Source organism: Pseudomonas sp. BW7P1 (assembly GCF_024981055.1).
Lineage (GTDB): Bacteria > Pseudomonadota > Gammaproteobacteria > Pseudomonadales > Pseudomonadaceae > Aquipseudomonas > Aquipseudomonas bananamidigenes.
The window spans coordinates 3,877,379-3,897,231 of sequence record NZ_CP103374.1 but is presented as its reverse complement, the minus strand read 5'-3'; the positions used below and the strand labels follow the sequence as shown (position 1 = coordinate 3,897,231).

Below are 19,853 nucleotides of genomic sequence, written 5' to 3'. Positions count from 1 at the left end.
ATCATGCCTTCGCTTTTTTGGCTCGTCAAACGTTTTGTAGTGCTTTTTTTAAGGCACTACATCTTTGGTCTAATACGACTAATCAGTCAGTTTTCGGTGCTTTAGTCCAGCGTGTCGACTTTCACCCGCAACGTCATGTCATCCCGGCCTTGAGTCGAGTAGCTGCGGGTCAGGCCCTGTTTGTCGGCCTGAGTCTCGCGATTCACGCCGGCCAGGGTGATCCATTCGCCCAGGCGTCCGGTGACGGTTGTGTCGGTGCTTTGCACGTTCACTACATCGGGACGTTCCTGGCTCATGCGGTCACGGTTGGTACTGATTGCCAGATGAACGGTGTCGCCGGTGACGCTGGCGGTGACGTAGAAACCTTGAGTCACGTTGCGATATTGGGTCTGGCTGCTGTAATCGCCCCAGGAATTGCTCTGGCTGCTGGTGATCGGCACGCTCTGGCCCACCTGGATCAGGGCGGGTGCGCCTTCGCTGGCCTGAATCTGCTGAATGCCGCCGTCGCGGCTGGCGGTGCTGTAGTTGATGATTCTGGTTTGCTGATCGCCGGTGTTCTGCTGATTGTTTTCGTTGGTGTCGACGGTAATCAGCAGGCGTTTGGGTGCGGTGTCGAGCTGCGTGAGCAGGGCTTTGAGTTCCTGGATCTTGTCCGGCTCGGCCTTGACGATCAACTGATTGCCATAAGCGCTGACCTGGCCGTCCTTGCCGATGAAGTCCTGGGCCACCGGCAGCATGTCCGCGCTGGTGTGGTATTTGAGGGGCACGATTTCTGTGGCTGCCAGCACCGAAAAGCTGCAGCCGAGCAGCAGCGTGGTGAGCAGGGTGCGTAGGGACATGTCCGTTATCTCCGCTTTCGAAAGGCTTGATATTGCCAGTTTGTCGGCCCGGGGTGGGGCAAGTTGAATCGTAGACAGCAAAACGCCCCGGCATCGGTCGATGGCGGGGCGTTTTGTGGTGCTCGTCCAGCGTTATGCCGAGTGACGAACCATGTCGACATGGGGTATCCCGGCCTCGAGGAATTCCTCGCTGACCAGTTTGAACCCCAGGCGCTCATAGAACGGGGTCGCCTGAACCTGCGCGCTGAGCATCTGCTGCTTCAGTCCGCGAGCTTCGGCCTGGGCGATGACCGCCTGCATCAGCGCATCGCCGACCTTCAGTCCACGCCAGTCCTTGAGTACCGAAACCCGGCCGATATGCCCATCGGGCAACAGGCGGGCAGTGCCGATCGGAAAGTCGCCTTCAAAGGCCAGGAAATGCACCGCCGTGGCGTCATCGGCGTCCCACTCAAGTTCGGGTGGCACCGATTGTTCGGCAATGAACACCGTTTCGCGAATGCGGCGGATCTCGGCGTTGTCCTTTTGCCAGTCTGCAACGCGTACGCGAATCTTATTCATCGTCGGCGAACCCCAGGCTGCCCTGTTTGACCAGTTCGCACAACAGGCCGCGACCGTCTTCATCGCTCAGCCAGTCACCGAGGTTGTCGGTGTGCAGGGCGTCGGCGGAGCAGATCAGTTTCAGCAGCTCGCGCAGCTTGCCCGGCAGATAACGGCTCTGACCGCTGGCGAACAGCAGCAGATCGTCATCGACGTTGGACCAAGCCAGTCGGGCGCTCGGGTTGCGGATCAGAATGGCGCCGTCTTCAAGGGCGCCGAGAAAGTCCTCTTCCTCGACTTCTTCCGGGCCGACGACCAATTCCGGATAGCGCGGCTCGGTCATGTACTGGCCGAACCAGGTCAGCAGCAGGCGTTCGTCGCTCATGTGTTCGGCGAGCAGCGCTTTGAGGCGGTCGAGTGCATCGTGCTGAATTTGATGCGGGTCATCGCTGACGGGTTTGGCATCGGCGTCGGTGTAGCGCTCTTCATCAGTCAGGAACTGGCTGAGGAAGTCGGTGAAGTGAGTCAGCACTTCAGCGGCGCTCGGTGCACGGAAGCCGACCGAGTAGGTCATGCAGTCATCGACGGCCACACCGCAGTGGGCCAGGCGCGGCGGCAGGTACAGCATGTCGCCCGGTTCCAGGACCCATTCTTCGGTCTCGTGGAATTCGGCGAGGATGCGCAGGTCCGCGTGTTGCAGCAGCGTGCTTTCGGAGTCGCACATCTGGCCGATCTTCCAGTTGCGCTTGCCGTGGCCTTGCAGCAGGAACACGTCGTAGTTGTCGAAGTGCGGGCCGACGCTGCCGCCCGGGGCGGCGAAGCTGATCATTACGTCATCGACGCGCCAGCTCGGCAGGAAACGGAAATTGTCCAGCAGTTCGCTGACTTCCGGCACGAACTGATCGACGGCCTGCACCAGCAGGGTCCATTCGCGCTCCGGCAGTTTGCTGAACTCGTCTTCGGCGAACGGGCCGCGGCGCAGTTCCCATGGGCGCTCGCCATGCTCGATCACCAGGCGCGATTCGACTTCTTCTTCCAGAGCCAGGCCGGCCAGTTCGTCGGCGTCGATCGGGCTTTCGAAATCAGGAAAGGCCTGACGGATCAGCAGTGGCTTTTTCTGCCAGTAATCGCGCATGAATTCGCGTGCCGTGAGACCACCCAGAAGTTGAAGAGGAGTATCGGGATTCATATGTAACCTATTGAAAAAAAGCATTTTTCAGACGGGAATAAAAACGCCCGGCGCGGCCGGGCGTCTCAAACGGGTCAAGCAGTCGATCAGATGCGTTTGGCTTGCGCTACAGCGTTGCCGATGTAGTTGGCCGGAGTCAGTTGCTTGAGCTCGGCTTTCGCGGCAGCCGGCATGTCCAGGCCGTCGATGAAAGTCAGCAGCGCTTCAGGGCTGATGCCCTTGCCGCGTGTCAGCTCTTTCAGCTTCTCGTACGGGTTTTCGATGTTGTAGCGACGCATCACGGTCTGGATCGGCTCGGCCAGGACTTCCCAGCAGGCGTCCAGATCGGCAGCGATCCTTTCGGCGTTGAGTTCGAGTTTGCTGATGCCTTTGAGGCTCGCTTCGTACGCGATCACGCTGTGGGCGAAGCCGACACCGAGGTTGCGCAGCACGGTGGAGTCGGTCAGGTCGCGCTGCCAGCGGGAAATCGGCAGTTTGCTCGCCAGGTGCTGGAACAGCGCGTTGGCGATGCCCAGGTTGCCTTCGGAGTTTTCGAAGTCGATCGGGTTGACCTTGTGCGGCATGGTCGACGAGCCGATTTCGCCGGCGATGGTGCGCTGCTTGAAGTAACCCAGGGAGATATAGCCCCAGATGTCACGGTCGAAATCGATCAGGATGGTGTTGAAACGCGCAATGGCGTCGAACAGCTCGGCGATGTAGTCGTGCGGCTCGATCTGCGTGGTGTACGGGTTGAAGGCCAGGCCCAGCTCGTCTTCGATGAAGGCGCGGGCGTTGGCTTCCCAGTCGATCTGCGGGTAGGCCGACAGGTGGGCGTTGTAGTTGCCGACAGCGCCGTTGATCTTGCCCAGCAGCGGAACGGCAGCGACCTGAGCGATCTGGCGCTCGAGACGGTAAACCACGTTCGCCAGCTCTTTACCCAGAGTGGTCGGCGAAGCCGGTTGGCCGTGGGTGCGAGACAGCATTGGCACGTCGGCGAAGCGCAGGGCCAGTTCGCGGATGGCGTTGGCGGTCTGGCGCATCAGCGGCAGCATCACGTCGTCACGGCCTTCGCGCAGCATCAGGGCGTGGGACAGGTTGTTGATGTCCTCGCTGGTGCAGGCGAAGTGGATGAACTCGCTGACCTTGGCCAGTTCCGGCAGCTTGGCCGCCTGCTCCTTGAGCAGGTACTCGATCGCTTTCACGTCGTGGTTGGTGGTGCGCTCGATCTCTTTCACGCGCTCGGCGTGCTCCAGCGAGAAGTTATCGGCCAGTTCGTTCAGAACGGCGTTGGATTCGGCGGAGAAGGCTGGCACTTCCGGGATGCCGGCATGAGCGGCCAGGCGCTGGAGCCAACGCACTTCAACCAGAACACGGGCACGGATCAGGCCGTACTCGCTGAAAATCGGGCGCAGGGCCTGGGTTTTGCCGGCGTAGCGGCCGTCAACAGGGGAAACCGCAGTGAGCGAAGAGAGCTGCATGGGGTGTTCTCGGACAGTCGGGCAACGAAATGGGGCGCGTATCATACATGAAAAAATCCGCCGGTCCGTCGCCAACTGACCGGCGTATTACGCGTTACTGACTCAAAACGGTGTTGCAGGCGCGGTTCAGCTGCTGCGCATCAGCGGGTAAAGTTCTTTGAGCAATTTGCGACGGCTGATCACCAGTTGCCAGCGATGACCGCCCAACTGACGCCACAGGCGTGCCGAACGGATGCCGGCGAGCAGCAGGGCGCGGATCTTCGAGGCGTTGCTCGGCTGCTGCAGATTGCGCATGTCGCCGTGCACCTGGATGCGCTGGCGCAAGGTGCTCAGGGTGTCCTGATACAGCGCGCCACACGCGGCAATCACGTTTTCGTGGACCAGGCCGAAATGTTCGACCTGTGACTGGATTTGCGGCAGACGTTTGCCGATCACGTCGAGCATGTCGTCGCGCTTGGCCAGTTGCCGCTCAAGACCGAGCATCGACAAGGCGTAGCGCAACGGCTCGCGCTGCAAGGTGCTCGGATCGCGCTCGAGCGCGCCGATCAATGCGCGATAACCGTCGCGCAGGTTGATGTCATCGCCGCCATAGACGTCCAGCGTGTCTTTCGGATCGCGAACCAGCAGGCTGCCGAGCATGCAGCTCAGGCCGGCCTCGTTGGTCTGGCCGGTCTTGGCGATCCGGTCCACCAGCACGGCGGCGAGAAACACGCCACCCAGAGCGGTCAATTGCTCCTGAGTCGGGCTCATGCCTGGCCGCTCCACGGCTCGGCAACTTCGATCACGCCGCCGCCGAGGCAGATTTCTCCGTCATAGAACACCACTGACTGGCCCGGGGTGACTGCGCGTTGCGGTTCGTCGAACACGGCGCGGTAGCCGTTTCCGGTTTTTTCCAGCGTGCAGGCCTGATCGCTCTGGCGGTAGCGGACCTTCGCCGTCAGGCGCAGCGGCTGGCTCAAATCGATCGGGTTGACCCAATAGATTTCCGAAGCGAGCAGGGCGCCGGAGAACAGCCATGGATGGTTGTTGCCCTGACCGACGATCAGTTCGTTGGTGTCCAGATCCTTGCGCAGCACGTACCACGGCTCGTCTCCGGCGTCTTTCAGGCCGCCGATGCCCAGGCCCTGGCGCTGGCCGATGGTGTGATACATCAGACCGTGGTGACGGCCGATGACTTCGCCTTCGGTGGTTTTGATCTCACCCGGTTGCGCGGGAAGGTATTGCTTGAGGAAATCGCTGAAACGACGCTCGCCGATGAAGCAGATTCCGGTGGAGTCCTTCTTCTTGGCGGTCGCCAGCTCGTATTTCTCGGCAATGGCGCGGACTTCCGGTTTTTCCAGCTCGCCGACCGGGAACAGGGTCTTGGCGATCTGTTCACCGCCGACGGCGTGCAGGAAATAGCTCTGGTCCTTGTTCGGATCCAGGCCCTTGAGCAGTTCGGTATGGCCGTCGATGTCGCGGCGGCGCACGTAGTGGCCGGTGGCGATCAGATCGGCGCCGAGCATCATGGCGTAGTCGAGGAACGCCTTGAACTTGATCTCGCGGTTGCACAGGATGTCCGGGTTCGGCGTGCGTCCGGCCTTGTATTCGGCCAGGAAATGCTCGAACACGTTGTCCCAGTATTCGGCGGCGAAGTTGGCGGTGTGCAGCTTGATGCCGATCTTGTCGCACACGGCCTGGGCATCCGCCAGGTCGTCCATGGCGGTGCAATATTCGGTTCCGTCGTCTTCTTCCCAGTTCTTCATGAACAGGCCTTCCACCTCATAACCCTGCTCGATCAGCAGGAGAGCGGAAACGGAAGAGTCCACGCCGCCGGACATGCCGACAATGACGCGCTTCTTGGATGTGTCAGAAGGGGCTGGATCACGCATAGGGATTCAATGAGTGTCTTGAAAAAGGACGCGATTCTATCAGGCTCACGGCCTCAAGGCTAAAGGGAAGGGCGGATCAGTTCGAGATCGAAGCGATTGCCGGCCAGATAATCATCGATGCAACGGATGATCAGCTCGCTGCGCCAGCTGTCCCGTTGGGCCAATAATTCGTCGCGGGTCAGCCACTTGGCGCCGACGATGCCGTCGTCCAGCTGATAATCCGGGCGATGTTTCACGGCTTTGGCGCTGAAGCATACGCGCTGGTAAGTCACGCCGTTGCTCGGTGCTGTGTACAGATAAATGCCGATGACGGCGGTGGGCTCGACGTCCCAGCCGGTTTCTTCGAGGGTTTCGCGCACCGCGGCTTCGATCAGGGTTTCGTCCGGATCCAGATGACCGGCGGGCTGATTGAGCACGTTGCGGCCAGCCTTGTGTTCCTCGACCATCAGAAAGCGACCGTTGTCCTCGACGATGGTGGCGACGGTGATGTGGGGGAGCCATTGCATTGGTTGAGTCTCCTGGTTGGAAGGCAGAAACACAAACCCCGGCACTGGGCCGGGGTTTGCTTACAGCACTACAACCTTATACCAGCGCAGCGATGGCCGCGTTGAGGGTTGCGCTCGGGCGCATGGCCTTGCTGATCAGCTCGGCATTGGCGTGGTAGTAGCCGCCGATATCCACTGGCTTGCCTTGAACGGCGTTGAGCTCGGCAACGATGGTCGCTTCGTTCTCGGTCAGGGTCTTGGCCAGGGGCGCGAACTGCGCCTGCAGTGCAGTGTCTTCGGTCTGGGCAGCCAGGGCTTGTGCCCAGTACATGGCCAGGTAGAAGTGGCTGCCGCGGTTGTCGATGTTGCCGACTTTGCGCGATGGCGACTTGTTGTTGTCCAGGAACTGGCCGGTGGCCTGGTCCAGAGTCTTGGACAGAACCAGCGCTTTCGGGTTGTTGTAGTTCACACCCAGGTGCTCGAGAGAAGCGGCCAGGGCCAGGAATTCGCCCAGCGAATCCCAGCGCAGGAAGTTCTCTTCGACCAGTTGCTGCACGTGCTTCGGAGCCGAACCGCCGGCGCCGGTTTCGAACAGGCCGCCACCGTTCATCAGCGGCACGATCGACAGCATTTTGGCACTGGTGCCCAGTTCCATGATCGGGAACAGGTCGGTCAGGTAGTCGCGCAGAACGTTGCCGGTCACCGAAATGGTGTCCTTGCCGTCGCGAGTGCGCTGCAGGGTGTATTTCATGGCGTCGACCGGCGACATGATCTGGATGTCCAGGCCCGCGGTGTCGTGATCCTTCAGGTAAGCCTGAACTTTCTCGATCACCACGCCATCGTGGGCGCGCATCGGGTCCAGCCAGAAGATGGCCGGAGTGCTGCTTGCGCGAGCACGGTTGACGGCCAGCTTGACCCAGTCCTGGATCGGCGCGTCCTTGGTCTGGCACATGCGGAAGATGTCGCCGGCTTCGACAGCCTGTTCCATCAGCAGGGTGCCTTTGCTGTCGGTCACGCGAACCACGCCGTCGGCCTTGATCTGGAAGGTCTTGTCGTGGGAGCCGTACTCTTCGGCCTTTTTGGCCATCAGGCCGACGTTCGGCACGCTGCCCATGGTGGTCGGATCGAAAGCACCATTGGCTTTGCAATCTTCGATCACGGCCTGGTAGATGGTGGCGTAGCAGCGATCCGGGATCACGGCCTTGGTGTCGTGCAACTGGCCGTCGGTGCCCCACATCTTGCCGGAGTCGCGGATCATGGCCGGCATCGAGGCGTCGACGATGACGTCGCTCGGCACGTGCAGGTTGGTGATGCCCTTGTCGGAGTTGACCATCGCCAGCGCCGGACGAACGGCGTAGACCGCCTGGATATCAGCTTCGATCTGAGCCTGCTGCTCGGCTGGCAGGGACTTGATGCGGGCGTACAGGTCGCCGATGCCGTTGTTCAGGTTGAAGCCGATTTCGGCCAGCACGTCGGCGTGCTTGGTCAGGGCGTCCTTGTAGAACTCGGCAACGATCTGGCCGAACATGATGGGGTCGGAGACTTTCATCATGGTGGCTTTCAGGTGAACCGACAGCAGCACGCCCTGTTGCTTGGCGCTGTCGATTTCAGCGGCGATGAACGCGCGCAGGGCTTTCTTGCTCATGACGGAGCAGTCGAGGATCTCGCCGGCCTGAACGGCGGTTTTTTCTTTCAGGACGGTAGCGGTGCCGTCTTTGGCGATCAGCTCGATCTTCACGGTGTCAGCGGCATCGATCAGGGCGGCTTTTTCGCTGCCGTAGAAATCGCCGGTGCTCATGTGAGCGACATGGGATTTGGAGTCTTTGGCCCAGGCGCCCATCTTGTGCGGGTGCTTGCGCGCATAGTTCTTGACTGACAGCGGGGCGCGACGGTCGGAGTTGCCTTCACGCAGAACCGGGTTCACGGCGCTGCCCTTGACCTTGTCGTAGCGCGCCTTGGCATCTTTTTCGGCGTCGTTGGTCGGGTTTTCCGAGTAGTCCGGCAGGTTGTAGCCCTGGGCCTGCAGTTCCTTGATCGCGGCCTGCAGCTGTGGCACCGAAGCACTGATGTTCGGCAGTTTGATGATGTTGGCTTCAGGCGTAACGGCCAGTTCGCCCAGTTCGGCGAGGTGGTCGGCTACGGCTTTGTCGCCCAGTTGCTCGGGGAAGCTGGCCAGGATGCGTGCTGCAAGAGAGATATCGCGGGTTTCCACGGCGATATCGGCCGAGGCGGTGTAAGCCTCGATGATCGGCAGCAGGGAATAGGTGGCGAGGGCTGGAGCTTCGTCGGTGAAGGTATAGATGATCTTCGAGCGGGTGGGCATATTCGGATTAACTCTCTCTTCTTTGCTAAAGCGTGCGCAGAAACTCGAGGGGCGCCGGGTAAGCGCGTTCGTTCAAAGTCATCCATGAACCGAATGTCGAGATTCTTCGCGGTGATGTTGGGTGCATCAGTAGAGCGTCAAGCAGTCGGACTGCGGTAACAACCCGACCAATCAGGCGGAAAGTCTCGTGCTAGAGAGGCCAGCCGTCGTGACCCTTTGGTCAGCGGGCGGCATTATACATAGGTAGCTGGCAATCTGCCGATGGTTCATACGCAACGATGCTCGTCCATTGGTCTAAAGGTCGCAGGGCAGGGTGGGGCGTAGAGTCGTCGAGAATGCTTGAGATTGGCGCTTTTCCCTTTGCTTTCAGGCTTGTACAAAACGAGATGCGGGCGCGCCCGGAACGGAGGGTTTGCGTGTTGATTCAACTGGGTTACGCTCGAAGCAAGCCAGATGTTCAATCCAAACAATGGAGTTCAGCATGGGTTACAAGAAGATTCAGGTTCCAGCCGTCGGCGACAAAATCACCGTCAACGCAGACCATTCTCTCAATGTCCCTGATAACCCGATCATTCCCTTCATCGAAGGTGACGGCATTGGCGTCGACGTCAGCCCTGTGATGATCAAAGTGGTTGATGCTGCCGTGGCCAAGGCCTACGGGGGCAAGCGCAAGATTTCCTGGATGGAAGTTTATGCTGGCGAAAAAGCAACTCAAGTCTATGACCAGGACACCTGGCTGCCCCAGGAAACCCTGGACGCCGTCAAGGATTACGTCGTTTCCATCAAGGGCCCGCTGACCACACCGGTCGGTGGCGGCATCCGCTCCCTTAACGTGGCTCTGCGCCAACAGCTCGATCTTTATGTCTGCCTGCGTCCGGTCGTTTGGTTCCAGGGCGTACCAAGTCCGGTGAAGAAGCCTGGCGACGTCGACATGGTGATTTTCCGCGAGAACTCCGAAGACATTTATGCCGGTATCGAATGGAAGGCCGGCTCCCCTGAGGCCACCAAGGTCATCAAGTTCCTGAAAGAAGAAATGGGCGTTACCAAGATCCGTTTCGACCAGGATTGCGGTATCGGCATCAAGCCGGTTTCGAAGGAAGGCACCAAGCGTCTGGTGCGCAAGGCTCTGCAATACGTGGTGGACAACGACCGCAAGTCGCTGACCATCGTGCACAAGGGCAATATCATGAAATTCACCGAAGGTGCCTTCAAGGACTGGGGCTACGAGGTGGCACGGGACGAGTTCGGCGCCGAACTGCTCGATGGCGGCCCGTGGATGAAATTCAAGAACCCGAAAACCGGTCGTGAAGTCATCGTCAAGGATGCCATCGCCGACGCCATGCTCCAGCAGATCCTGCTGCGTCCGGCCGAATACGATGTGATCGCCACCCTGAACCTCAACGGTGACTACCTGTCCGACGCCCTGGCGGCGGAAGTGGGGGGTATCGGTATCGCGCCGGGTGCCAACCTGTCCGACACCGTGGCCATGTTCGAAGCGACCCACGGTACGGCGCCGAAGTATGCCGGCAAGGACCAGGTCAACCCGGGCTCGGTGATTCTGTCTGCTGAAATGATGCTGCGTCACCTGGGCTGGACCGAGGCGGCGGACCTGATCATCAAGGGCACCAATGGCGCGATTGCGGCCAAGACCGTGACCTATGATTTCGAGCGTCTGATGGAAGGCGCCACGCTGGTGTCGTCTTCGGGCTTCGGTGAGGCGATCGTCAAGCACATGTAACAAAGGCAGTTGCAACGAAACCGCCCGGCTCGAGTGATCGAGCCGGGCGGTCTGTTTTCTGGCAGGTGTTCTGGTCGTTTCAGCTGGTCACTGACTGGTGATGAACAGCTGGCGAGGCGGCGTCTTTTGCGGCCTCGACATTCTGAATTTTTGTGGCGTGCAGGCCTTTTGGCCCTTGCACGATCTCGAATTTGACGATTTGCCCGGCTTTGAGGGTTTTGTACCCGTCCATTTCAATGGCGGAGTAGTGCGCAAAGAAATCGATTTCCTTGCCGTCCTCGTCCTTCCCCTCGCGGGCATCGGTGTTGATGAAACCGAACCCCTTGGCATTGTTGAACCATTTCACCTTGCCGACAGCCATGCTCAAATCCCTCTGCAACAGTCTCCATCGCTGGAGTATCATCCAATTCATCCGCCGTCGAATCCGTTAAAAGAATTGACTTCGCGGATCTTTTTTACCCACTGTGGGTTCTATTGGTTGTAACACCGTTTTCCCGATAGTCAAGGTGACCGGGCAGTCGGAGTTGAAAACGTGTCAAGCCGTCCCCACCACTGTATTTGCACAACTGACGAACCTTTCTTTCCATGCATGCAATCAGCCAGATTCGACTAACATTCAATCAGGATCGCCCTGATTTACACGACGACGATTCAGCGGGTATTGCTGTTCAGGAAGCAAAGCCTGCGTTACAGGCGCCGCCGATGTACAAGGTGGTTTTGTTCAATGATGACTACACACCGATGGATTTCGTCGTCGAAGTGCTCGAGGTGTTTTTTAACCTGAATCGCGAGCTGGCGACCAAGGTCATGCTGGCCGTCCACACAGAAGGGCGGGCAGTATGTGGAGTGTTTACCCGCGACATCGCCGAGACAAAGGCCATGCAGGTCAACCAGTACGCCAGGGAAAGCCAGCATCCGCTACTCTGTGAAATCGAGAAGGACGGTTAATCGCCGACCACTTGGGTATGAGGTGAAGCTATGTTAAACCGCGAGCTCGAAGTCACCCTCAATCTTGCCTTCAAGGAGGCTCGTTCGAAGCGTCATGAGTTCATGACCGTCGAACACCTGCTGCTGGCCCTATTGGACAATGAGGCTGCCGCTACCGTATTGCGTGCCTGCGGCGCAAACCTCGACAAGCTCAAGCACGATCTGCAGGAGTTCATCGACTCCACCACGCCGCTGATCCCCGTTCATGACGAAGATCGCGAAACCCAGCCAACCCTGGGCTTCCAGCGTGTGCTGCAACGTGCTGTCTTTCATGTGCAGAGCTCGGGCAAACGCGAAGTGACCGGTGCCAATGTGCTGGTTGCAATCTTCAGTGAGCAAGAGAGTCAGGCGGTGTTCCTGCTGAAACAGCAGAGCGTTGCACGCATTGATGTCGTCAACTATATCGCCCACGGCATTTCCAAGGTGCCGGGGCATGGCGATCACTCTGAAGGTGAACAAGATATGCAGGACGATGAGGGCGGTGAGTCTTCTTCTTCAGGCAATCCGCTGGATGCTTATGCCAGCAATCTCAACGAACTCGCGCGCCAGGGCCGGATCGATCCGCTGGTAGGGCGTGAAACGGAAGTCGAGCGTGTCGCGCAGATCCTTGCCCGTCGGCGCAAGAACAATCCGTTGCTGGTAGGCGAGGCGGGCGTGGGTAAAACCGCGATTGCCGAAGGCCTGGCCAAGCGCATTGTCGACAACCAGGTGCCGGATCTGCTGGCCAACAGCGTCGTTTATTCCCTCGATCTGGGCGCCTTGCTCGCAGGCACCAAATATCGCGGCGATTTCGAGAAGCGCTTCAAGGCACTGCTCGGCGAGCTGAAAAAACGTCCGCAAGCGATCCTGTTCATCGACGAGATCCATACCATCATCGGCGCAGGTGCTGCGTCCGGTGGCGTGATGGACGCCTCGAACCTGCTCAAGCCGCTGCTGTCTTCGGGTGATATCCGCTGCATCGGTTCGACCACGTTCCAGGAGTTCCGTGGCATCTTCGAAAAAGACCGCGCCCTGGCACGTCGCTTCCAGAAGGTCGATGTGGTCGAGCCGTCGGTGGAGGACACCATCGGTATCCTGCGCGGTCTGAAAGGCCGTTTCGAACAGCACCACAACATCGAGTACAGCGACGAGTCGCTGCGCGCCGCTGCGGAACTGGCTTCGCGCTACATCAATGACCGGCACATGCCGGACAAGGCCATCGATGTGATCGACGAAGCGGGTGCCTACCAGCGCCTGCAACCGGTCGACAAGCGCGTGACCCGCATCGACGTGCCACAGGTTGAAGACATTGTGGCGAAGATCGCACGGATTCCGCCTAAACACGTCACCAGTTCCGACAAGGAGCTGCTGCGTAATCTGGAAAGGGATCTGAAACTGACGGTGTTTGGTCAGGATGCGGCGATCGATTCGCTGTCTACCGCGATCAAGCTGTCCCGTGCAGGCCTGAAGTCGCCGGACAAGCCGGTCGGTTCGTTCCTGTTCGCCGGCCCTACCGGTGTCGGCAAGACCGAGGCGGCGCGGCAACTGGCCAAGGCGCTGGGGATCGAGCTGGTTCGTTTCGACATGTCCGAGTACATGGAGCGCCATACCGTATCGCGTCTGATCGGTGCGCCTCCGGGTTATGTCGGTTTCGACCAGGGCGGTCTGTTGACCGAAGCGATCACCAAGCAGCCACACTGCGTATTGCTGCTCGATGAAATCGAGAAGGCGCATCCGGAAGTCTTCAACCTGCTGCTGCAGGTGATGGATCACGGCACGCTGACTGACAACAACGGGCGCAAGGCGGATTTCCGCAACGTGATCCTGATCATGACCACCAACGCCGGTGCCGAAACCGCGGCGCGTGCTTCAATCGGTTTCACCCATCAGGACCATTCGTCCGATGCGATGGAAGTGATCAAGAAGAGCTTCACGCCGGAATTCCGCAACCGTCTGGACACCATCATTCAGTTTGGTCGCCTCAGTCACGAGGTCATCAAAAGCGTGGTGGACAAGTTCCTCACCGAACTTCAGGCGCAACTGGAAGACAAGCGCGTGCTTCTGGAGGTCACCGACGCGGCGCGCAGTTGGCTCGCGGCCGGTGGTTACGACTCGGCAATGGGCGCTCGCCCGATGGCGCGTCTGATCCAGGACAAGATCAAGCGTCCGCTGGCAGAGGAAATCCTGTTTGGCGAGCTGGCCGAGCATGGCGGTGTGGTGCACATCGACATCAAGGATGGCGAGTTGACGTTTGACTTCGAGACTACGGCGGAAATGGCCTGATGGCTGGTAAATGAAAAGGCGCCTTCGGGCGCCTTTTTGTTGTCTGCGGTTTTTTATTTTGGGGGCATATCCGTTGCTTCGGGGGCTGCCGCTGGCGGTTTCGCCCTTACGGCGAGTCACCTTTTCCAAACGCCGGAGTGCCGGCCCAGCGAAAAGGTAACCCAAAAAACTTTACCCTGACGTACGGCCCCTCGCTGAGGCTCGGGGTTCCTTCGCTCCGGGATCGATCCGGGGGCATCGCCTACGGTTTGCTTCGCTGCACCTCCTCTCGATGTGTTTGGCTTCGCCAAACGGTCGCTGCGCTCCCACCCCGAATCAATCCCTCCACTCAGCCTGCCGACGGGCCTTGAGATCAAAAGCTTTACTCGAGCTAACGCTCATCGTGGTGAGTGGTGAGGGGCTCTTGATCTGGCTTTTGCTCTGGCTCTGGCTTTTGATTTTTTGCCCCTTCGGCAGGCCGAGCGGAGGTGTCCATCAGGGGGTAGGCGCGCAGCGCCGTGCGGCGAAGCCGCATACATCGGGAGGAGGTGCAGCGAAGCAAACCGTAGGCGATGCCCCCCCTGATGGACACCGTAGCGAGGGAACACTGAGCCTAAGCGAAGTGCCGTACGCCGGGGCAAAGCCTTTTGGTTCCTTTTTACTGGGCCGGCATTCCGGCGTTTGAAAAAGGGACTCGCTGTAAGAGCGAAACCGCCAGCGGCAGCCCCCGAAGCAACGGATATGCCCCCAAAACTCAAGCACAAAAAACCAAATCCCGGACAAACAAAAACGCCCGGCAAATGCCGGGCGTCTTGTATTGACTTGATTAGCGAGCGCGGTAGGTGATGCGCCCTTTGCTCAAGTCATAGGGCGTCAGCTCGACGCGCACTTTGTCACCGGTAAGAATACGAATGTAGTTCTTGCGCATCTTGCCGGAGATATGCGCGGTTACGACGTGCCCATTTTCCAATTCCACGCGAAACATGGTGTTTGGCAGGGTGTCGACGACAGTGCCTTCCATTTCGAAGCTGTCTTCTTTCGACATGCAGTAAAGCCCTCGGTGTCCAGTGAATGGCCCGGTGCAACTGCGCCAGGCAAAAGCGGCGTGCATTGTGCCCGAAAAAGGGGGTTTACGCCAAGGGGTTTAGGGCCTGTGTTCAGTTCAGGATGACCCAGCGCTGATTAATCAGAAGTTCGATAGGCCGATATTGGGTCTTGTAGTTCATTTTTTTGCAGTTTTTGATCCAGTAGCCAAGGTATACCGCTTCGAGTTCCAGGCGTCTGGATTCGGCAATCTGCCAAAGGATGGCATAGCGTCCCAGGCTGCGGCGTTCTTCTTCCGGTTCGTAGAAGGTATAGACCGCCGACAAGCCGTTGGGCAGCAGGTCGGTGACAGCGACCGCCAGCAACCGTCCGTCGAGCCGGAACTCGTAGAAGCGGGAGAACGGCAGGTCCCGAACCAGAAAAGTCGAGAATTGATCACGGCTTGGCGGATACATGTCGCCATCGGCGTGCCGCTGTTCGATATAGCGCTGGTAAAGGTCGAAATATTCTTCGCTGAAGCCCGGCTTGACCGGACGCACCTGCAAATCGGCGTTGCGTTTGAAAATGCGTTTCTGCTGGCGGTTGGGGTTGAACTGCGCCACGGGAATGCGCGCAGGTACGCAGGCATTGCAGTTCTGGCAATGCGGGCGATACAGGTGGTCGCCGCTGCGACGAAAGCCCATTTCCGACAGGTCTGCGTAGACATGCACATCCATGGGCTGACTGGGGTCGAGAAACAGGGTCGTGGCCTGCTCCTCGGGCAGATAACTGCAAGAGTGAGGCTGAGTGGCATAGAACTTCAACCGCGCCAACTCGGTCATGATCAACCCTCGGGATAAGCTGGTGAATTAAGTGTAAGCCACGCGCGCAAATGTCGCTCAGCAAACCCAAGTGACCTGGCTGGGCCGGTCGAGATGCCGGGACAGATAATCGGCAAATGTGCTGCGAGAAATCGCCCGTGCACCGAGGCTGTGCAGATGATCGGTCGGCATCTGGCAGTCGATCAATACGAACCCCGAGTTTTTCAGGTGTTGCACAAGCGTGGCGAAGCCATATTTGGAGGCGTTGTCGGCGCGGCTGAACATTGATTCGCCAAAAAACAGTTGCCCCATCGCCAGGCCATAGAGGCCCCCGACCAGCTCGCCTTCATCCCACACTTCCACTGAATGGGCGAAGCCGCGCCGGTGCAATTCGATGTAGGCATCTTGCATGGCCTCGGTGATCCAGGTGCCATCCGCGTATGCTCGAGGTGCGGCACAGGCGTGGATGACGGCTGCGAAGTCCTGATCGAATGTCACCTGGAAGCGCTGTTTGCGCAGCAGTTTGCCCAGGCTGCGGGAAATGTGCAGTTCGTCGGGAAACAGCACGGTGCGTGGATCCGGCGACCACCAGAGAATCGGCTGGCCTTCGGAAAACCATGGAAAGCAGCCGTGGCGATAGGCCTGGATCAAGCGATCGGCAGACAGGTCACCACCGGCCGCCAGCAATCCGTTGGGATCGCGCATGGCCTTTTCCAGTGGCGGGAAAGTCAGTGAATTGCGTTGTAACCAAGTCAGCATGGCGTCCGGGCTTACAGAAGGGGAGGGCGGTGGGTATTTGGGTCCGATGCGAAGTGTGCCGATAAATGACGGGATTGTCCTCCCGAACCTGCGCGATGTCGGCTCTTCTGCAACTTGCCCTTCAGGATGCGGTCGTAGACGGGCATTCGGCGCGATGATGTGTGCTTCGTTACGTTCATCAAATACACCTCATAAGCCTTTGTCACAAAAGACAATGCATGCTCAAATTGCATCGCAGGTTGCGTCTGTTTGGCTATGCTTGAGCTTGAGGTTCGAAGCATGGCATCAAGCGCGCAAACCCGTACAATGCCGGGCTGTTACAGAATATTCGCTACGTGCTGTGTTTATAAAAGACCGGACGCAGTGTTAAAAGTAGTCTCGGTTGCGCTCGTCAATTTTTTACCTGCCTGGATCGGGCAGTTTTTTATCGTCATTTAATAGAAGGACGCGCCTCTGGCGCAGGAAAAGAAGCGTTTTGAAGAAATCCACGGAAGCACCAAAAACAGTCGTTCCGCTCTGGCGTCAGCAGTTGCACTACCGGCTCAAGGAAGGTGCATTGATCGCCATTGGCGCCCTGTGCCTGTTCCTGATGATGGCCTTGCTGACCTACGGCAAGGACGATCCGGGCTGGAGCCATAACAGCAAGATCGACGACGTGCAGAACTTCGGTGGCCCGGCGGGCTCCTACAGCGCCGACATCCTGTTCATGGTGCTGGGTTACTTTGCTTACATCTTTCCGCTGTTGCTGGCGATCAAGGCGTATCAGATCTTTCGTCAGCGCCATGAGCCGTGGCAATGGAGTGGCTGGCTGTTTTCCTGGCGCCTGATCGGTCTGGTGTTCCTGGTGCTCTCCGGTGCGGCGCTGGCGCACATTCATTTTCATGCCGCCACCGCATTGCCGGCCGGCGCCGGCGGGGCGCTGGGCGAAAGCCTCGGCGATCTGGCCCGCAACGCCCTGAACATTCAGGGAAGTACATTGCTGTTCATCGCATTGTTCCTGTTCGGCCTGACCGTATTCACTGACCTTTCGTGGTTCAAGGTGATGGACGTTACCGGCAAGATCACCCTCGACCTGTTCGAGTTGTTCCAGGGTGCGATCAATCGCTGGTGGTCGGCGCGCACCGAGCGCAAGCAGCTGGTGGCGCAATTGCGTGAAGTCGATGACCGGGTGCATGACGTGGTCGCGCCGACCGTCACCGACAAACGTGAGCAGGCCAAGGTCAAGGAACGTCTGATCGAGCGTGAGCAGGCCCTGAGCAAGCACATGTCCGAGCGCGAGAAACAGGTGCCGCCGGTGATCATGCCGGCCCCGGTCAAGGCGCCGGAGCCGAGCAAGCGCGTGCAGAAGGAAAAACAGGTTCCCCTGTTCGTCGACAGTGCGGTGGAGGGCACCCTGCCGCCGATCTCGATTCTTGATGCGGCGGAAAAGAAACAGCTCAACCACTCGCCGGAGTCGCTGGCCGCCATCGGCCATCTGCTGGAAATCAAGCTCAAGGAGTTCGGCGTCGAAGTCACCGTGGATTCGATCCACCCGGGCCCGGTCATTACCCGTTACGAAATCCAGCCGGCAGCCGGTGTGAAGGTCAGCCGTATCGCCAACCTGGCGAAAGACCTTGCGCGTTCGCTGGCCGTGACCAGTGTTCGGGTGGTGGAAGTGATTCCGGGCAAGACCACGGTCGGTATCGAAATTCCCAACGAAGACCGGCAGATCGTGCGTTTCTCCGAAGTGCTGTCGACACCCGAGTACGACAACTTCAAGTCGCCGGTTACTCTGGCTTTGGGTCACGACATCGGCGGCAAACCGGTCATCACCGACCTGGCGAAGATGCCTCACCTGCTGGTGGCCGGTACAACCGGTTCCGGTAAGTCGGTGGGTGTGAACGCGATGATCCTGTCGATCCTGTTCAAGTCCGGCCCGGACGACGCCAAACTGATCATGATCGACCCGAAAATGCTCGAGCTGTCGATCTACGAAGGTATTCCGCACCTGTTGTGTCCGGTTGTGACCGACATGAAGGACGCTGCCAACGCCCTGCGCTGGAGCGTTGCCGAGATGGAGCGTCGCTACAAGCTCATGGCGAAGATGGGCGTTCGAAACCTGTCCGGCTTCAACGCCAAGGTCAAGGAAGCCCAGGACGCCGGCGAGCCGCTGAGCGATCCGTTGTACAAGCGCGAAAACATCCACGACGAAGCGCCGCTGCTGCAGAAGCTGCCGACCATCGTCGTGGTCGTGGACGAATTCGCCGATATGATGATGATCGTCGGCAAGAAGGTTGAAGAACTGATCGCCCGTATCGCCCAGAAAGCACGAGCTGCAGGTATCCATTTGATCCTCGCGACCCAGCGGCCTTCGGTGGACGTGATCACCGGTCTGATCAAGGCCAACATCCCGACGCGGATGGCGTTCCAGGTATCGAGCAAGATCGACTCCCGGACCATCATCGACCAGGGCGGCGCCGAACAGTTGCTCGGCCACGGTGACATGCTCTACATGCCACCGGGCACCAGCCTGCCGATCCGGGTTCACGGCGCGTTCGTATCCGACGATGAAGTGCATCGGGTGGTCGAGGCCTGGAAACTGCGCGGCGCACCGGAGTACAACGATGACATCCTCAACGGTGTCGAAGAGGCGGGCAGCGGATTCGAAGGCAGCAGCGGCGGTGGTGACGGTGACGATCCGGAAGCCGACGCACTGTATGACGAAGCCGTGCAGTTCGTGCTGGAAAGCCGTCGCGCCTCCATCTCCGCTGTACAGCGCAAGCTCAAGATCGGCTACAACCGTGCTGCGCGCATGATCGAAGCCATGGAAATGGCCGGGGTCGTGACGGCCATGAACACCAACGGTTCCCGCGAAGTCCTGGCTCCCGGCCCGGTGCGCGACTGATTCAAATGCAATGGACGGCCCATGAGGCGCCGTCCAATTTCCCACGCGTATTCAAGAGGACTCCCATGCGTCTTATCCGCATGCTGCTGCCGGTACTGGCTCTGACCACCCTCACGGCTCACGCCGATGACAAGGACGTGGCACGCCTGACCCAATTGCTGGAAACATCCAGGACCCTGACCGCCAATTTTTCCCAGCTGACCCTTGACGGCAGTGGTACCCAGTTGCAGGAAACCACTGGCGACATGACCCTGCAGCGTCCGGGTCTGTTCTACTGGCACACCAATGCGCCGGCCGAGCAGACCATGGTCTCCGACGGCAAGAAAGTCACCCTGTGGGACCCGGACCTGGAGCAGGCGACCATCAAGAAACTGGACGAACGCCTGACCCAGACCCCGGCCCTGCTGCTGTCCGGTGACGTGTCGAAGATCAGCCAGAGCTTCGACATCACCGCCAAAGAGGCGGGCGGTGTGATCGATTTCACTTTGAAACCGAAAACCAAGGACACCCTGTTCGACAGCCTGCGCCTGTCGTTCCGCAACGGTCTGGTCAATGATATGCAACTGATCGACAGCGTCGGCCAGCGCACCAACATCCTGTTTACCGGTGTGAAGGCCAACGAAGCGGTCCCGGCTTCGAAGTTCAAGTTCGACATCCCCAAGGGTGCCGATGTGATCCAGGAATAAACACAGAGGTTTC

The 19,853-nt window shown here is 59.2% G+C and carries 17 protein-coding genes; 5 read left to right on the top strand and 12 right to left on the bottom strand.

Translation table 11 applies throughout. The annotated features are described in order from the left end of the window. Positions 1-101: 101 nt before the first annotated feature. From NWV16_RS17480 to NWV16_RS17445, 8 genes are all read right to left on the bottom strand, one after another. Complete coding sequence (locus tag NWV16_RS17480; RefSeq protein WP_260520074.1) at positions 102-839, bottom strand: secretin N-terminal domain-containing protein; 738 nt, start codon at positions 837-839, stop codon at positions 102-104. A 132-nt stretch (positions 840-971) separates the two neighbouring features. Beyond that, a complete protein-coding gene (locus NWV16_RS17475) occupies positions 972-1,397 on the bottom strand; it encodes a GNAT family N-acetyltransferase (RefSeq protein WP_260520073.1) in 426 nt (141 codons plus the stop codon). Continuing rightward, positions 1,390-2,565, bottom strand: coding sequence for a cupin domain-containing protein (locus NWV16_RS17470; RefSeq protein ID WP_260520072.1), 1,176 nt, complete (start codon positions 2,563-2,565; stop codon positions 1,390-1,392). Before NWV16_RS17470 ends, NWV16_RS17475 begins: the two co-directional genes overlap by 8 nt. 86 nt (positions 2,566-2,651) lie before the next feature. Continuing rightward, a complete protein-coding gene (gene purB / locus NWV16_RS17465) occupies positions 2,652-4,022 on the bottom strand; it encodes an adenylosuccinate lyase (protein WP_260520071.1) in 1,371 nt (456 codons plus the stop codon). Between the two features lie 126 nt (positions 4,023-4,148). Beyond that, on the bottom strand, positions 4,149-4,772 hold the full coding sequence (hflD, locus tag NWV16_RS17460; protein ID WP_260520070.1) for a high frequency lysogenization protein HflD: 624 nt from the start codon (positions 4,770-4,772) through the stop codon (positions 4,149-4,151). Next, a complete protein-coding gene (gene mnmA / locus NWV16_RS17455) occupies positions 4,769-5,893 on the bottom strand; it encodes a tRNA 2-thiouridine(34) synthase MnmA (protein ID WP_260520069.1) in 1,125 nt (374 codons plus the stop codon). The genes hflD and mnmA overlap by 4 nt, the downstream gene beginning before the upstream one ends. A 59-nt stretch (positions 5,894-5,952) precedes the next feature. Beyond that, positions 5,953-6,399: an NUDIX hydrolase gene (locus NWV16_RS17450; RefSeq protein ID WP_260520068.1), complete on the bottom strand. Its 447-nt coding sequence runs from the start codon at positions 6,397-6,399 to the stop codon at positions 5,953-5,955. 76 nt (positions 6,400-6,475) lie between these two features. Continuing rightward, on the bottom strand, positions 6,476-8,701 hold the full coding sequence (locus tag NWV16_RS17445) for an NADP-dependent isocitrate dehydrogenase (RefSeq protein ID WP_260520067.1): 2,226 nt from the start codon (positions 8,699-8,701) through the stop codon (positions 6,476-6,478). 481 nt (positions 8,702-9,182) lie between these two features. On the opposite strand from NWV16_RS17445, the gene icd reads away from it, so the two are divergent. Then, the gene (gene icd / locus NWV16_RS17440) at positions 9,183-10,439 is read left to right on the top strand and encodes an NADP-dependent isocitrate dehydrogenase (RefSeq protein WP_260520066.1); all 1,257 of its coding nucleotides are present in this window, start codon (positions 9,183-9,185) and stop codon (positions 10,437-10,439) included. A gap of 79 nt (positions 10,440-10,518) precedes the next feature. Here the strand turns inward: icd and NWV16_RS17435 are convergent, their stop codons facing one another. Further along, positions 10,519-10,800, bottom strand: a complete 282-nt coding sequence (locus tag NWV16_RS17435) for a cold shock domain-containing protein (protein WP_260520065.1) — start codon at positions 10,798-10,800, stop codon at positions 10,519-10,521. A 224-nt stretch (positions 10,801-11,024) separates the two neighbouring features. On the opposite strand from NWV16_RS17435, the gene clpS reads away from it, so the two are divergent. Next, positions 11,025-11,387, top strand: coding sequence for an ATP-dependent Clp protease adapter ClpS (gene clpS, locus NWV16_RS17430; protein WP_015094394.1), 363 nt, complete (start codon positions 11,025-11,027; stop codon positions 11,385-11,387). Between the two features lie 30 nt (positions 11,388-11,417). Then, a complete protein-coding gene (gene clpA / locus NWV16_RS17425) occupies positions 11,418-13,688 on the top strand; it encodes an ATP-dependent Clp protease ATP-binding subunit ClpA (protein WP_260520064.1) in 2,271 nt (756 codons plus the stop codon). 805 nt (positions 13,689-14,493) lie between these two features. On the opposite strand, the gene infA is transcribed toward clpA, so the two are convergent. From infA to aat, 3 genes are all read right to left on the bottom strand, one after another. Next, positions 14,494-14,712: a translation initiation factor IF-1 gene (infA, locus tag NWV16_RS17420; protein WP_002553999.1), complete on the bottom strand. Its 219-nt coding sequence runs from the start codon at positions 14,710-14,712 to the stop codon at positions 14,494-14,496. A gap of 112 nt (positions 14,713-14,824) precedes the next feature. Continuing rightward, entirely contained in the window at positions 14,825-15,532 is a 708-nt protein-coding gene (locus tag NWV16_RS17415; protein ID WP_260520063.1) for an arginyltransferase, read from the bottom strand. A gap of 57 nt (positions 15,533-15,589) precedes the next feature. After that, on the bottom strand, positions 15,590-16,270 hold the full coding sequence (aat, locus tag NWV16_RS17410) for a leucyl/phenylalanyl-tRNA--protein transferase (protein WP_260520062.1): 681 nt from the start codon (positions 16,268-16,270) through the stop codon (positions 15,590-15,592). A gap of 475 nt (positions 16,271-16,745) precedes the next feature. On the opposite strand from aat, the gene NWV16_RS17405 reads away from it, so the two are divergent. Further along, the gene (locus tag NWV16_RS17405; RefSeq protein ID WP_065259164.1) at positions 16,746-19,154 is read left to right on the top strand and encodes a DNA translocase FtsK; all 2,409 of its coding nucleotides are present in this window, start codon (positions 16,746-16,748) and stop codon (positions 19,152-19,154) included. 65 nt (positions 19,155-19,219) lie between these two features. After that, complete coding sequence (gene lolA / locus NWV16_RS17400) at positions 19,220-19,840, top strand: outer membrane lipoprotein chaperone LolA (RefSeq protein WP_065259163.1); 621 nt, start codon at positions 19,220-19,222, stop codon at positions 19,838-19,840. Positions 19,841-19,853 lie beyond the last annotated feature (13 nt).

Excerpts from the sequence above, each read along its gene's own strand:
- aat (WP_260520062.1), bottom strand. The coding sequence starts at position 16,270 with ATGCTGACTTGGTTACAACGCAATTCACTGACTTTCCCGCCACTGGAA.
- clpS (WP_015094394.1), top strand. The coding sequence starts at position 11,025 with ATGCATGCAATCAGCCAGATTCGACTAACATTCAATCAGGATCGCCCT.
- NWV16_RS17450 (WP_260520068.1), bottom strand. The coding sequence starts at position 6,399 with ATGCAATGGCTCCCCCACATCACCGTCGCCACCATCGTCGAGGACAAC.
- NWV16_RS17445 (WP_260520067.1), bottom strand. The coding sequence starts at position 8,701 with ATGCCCACCCGCTCGAAGATCATCTATACCTTCACCGACGAAGCTCCA.
- mnmA (WP_260520069.1), bottom strand. The coding sequence starts at position 5,893 with ATGCGTGATCCAGCCCCTTCTGACACATCCAAGAAGCGCGTCATTGTC.
- purB (WP_260520071.1), bottom strand. The coding sequence starts at position 4,022 with ATGCAGCTCTCTTCGCTCACTGCGGTTTCCCCTGTTGACGGCCGCTAC.
- lolA (WP_065259163.1), top strand. The coding sequence starts at position 19,220 with ATGCGTCTTATCCGCATGCTGCTGCCGGTACTGGCTCTGACCACCCTC.
- infA (WP_002553999.1), bottom strand. The coding sequence starts at position 14,712 with ATGTCGAAAGAAGACAGCTTCGAAATGGAAGGCACTGTCGTCGACACC.
- NWV16_RS17470 (WP_260520072.1), bottom strand. The coding sequence starts at position 2,565 with ATGAATCCCGATACTCCTCTTCAACTTCTGGGTGGTCTCACGGCACGC.
- hflD (WP_260520070.1), bottom strand. The coding sequence starts at position 4,772 with ATGAGCCCGACTCAGGAGCAATTGACCGCTCTGGGTGGCGTGTTTCTC.
- NWV16_RS17415 (WP_260520063.1), bottom strand. The coding sequence starts at position 15,532 with ATGACCGAGTTGGCGCGGTTGAAGTTCTATGCCACTCAGCCTCACTCT.
- NWV16_RS17480 (WP_260520074.1), bottom strand. The coding sequence starts at position 839 with ATGTCCCTACGCACCCTGCTCACCACGCTGCTGCTCGGCTGCAGCTTT.
- icd (WP_260520066.1), top strand. The coding sequence starts at position 9,183 with ATGGGTTACAAGAAGATTCAGGTTCCAGCCGTCGGCGACAAAATCACC.
- NWV16_RS17435 (WP_260520065.1), bottom strand. The coding sequence starts at position 10,800 with ATGGCTGTCGGCAAGGTGAAATGGTTCAACAATGCCAAGGGGTTCGGT.
- NWV16_RS17475 (WP_260520073.1), bottom strand. The coding sequence starts at position 1,397 with ATGAATAAGATTCGCGTACGCGTTGCAGACTGGCAAAAGGACAACGCC.
- clpA (WP_260520064.1), top strand. The coding sequence starts at position 11,418 with ATGTTAAACCGCGAGCTCGAAGTCACCCTCAATCTTGCCTTCAAGGAG.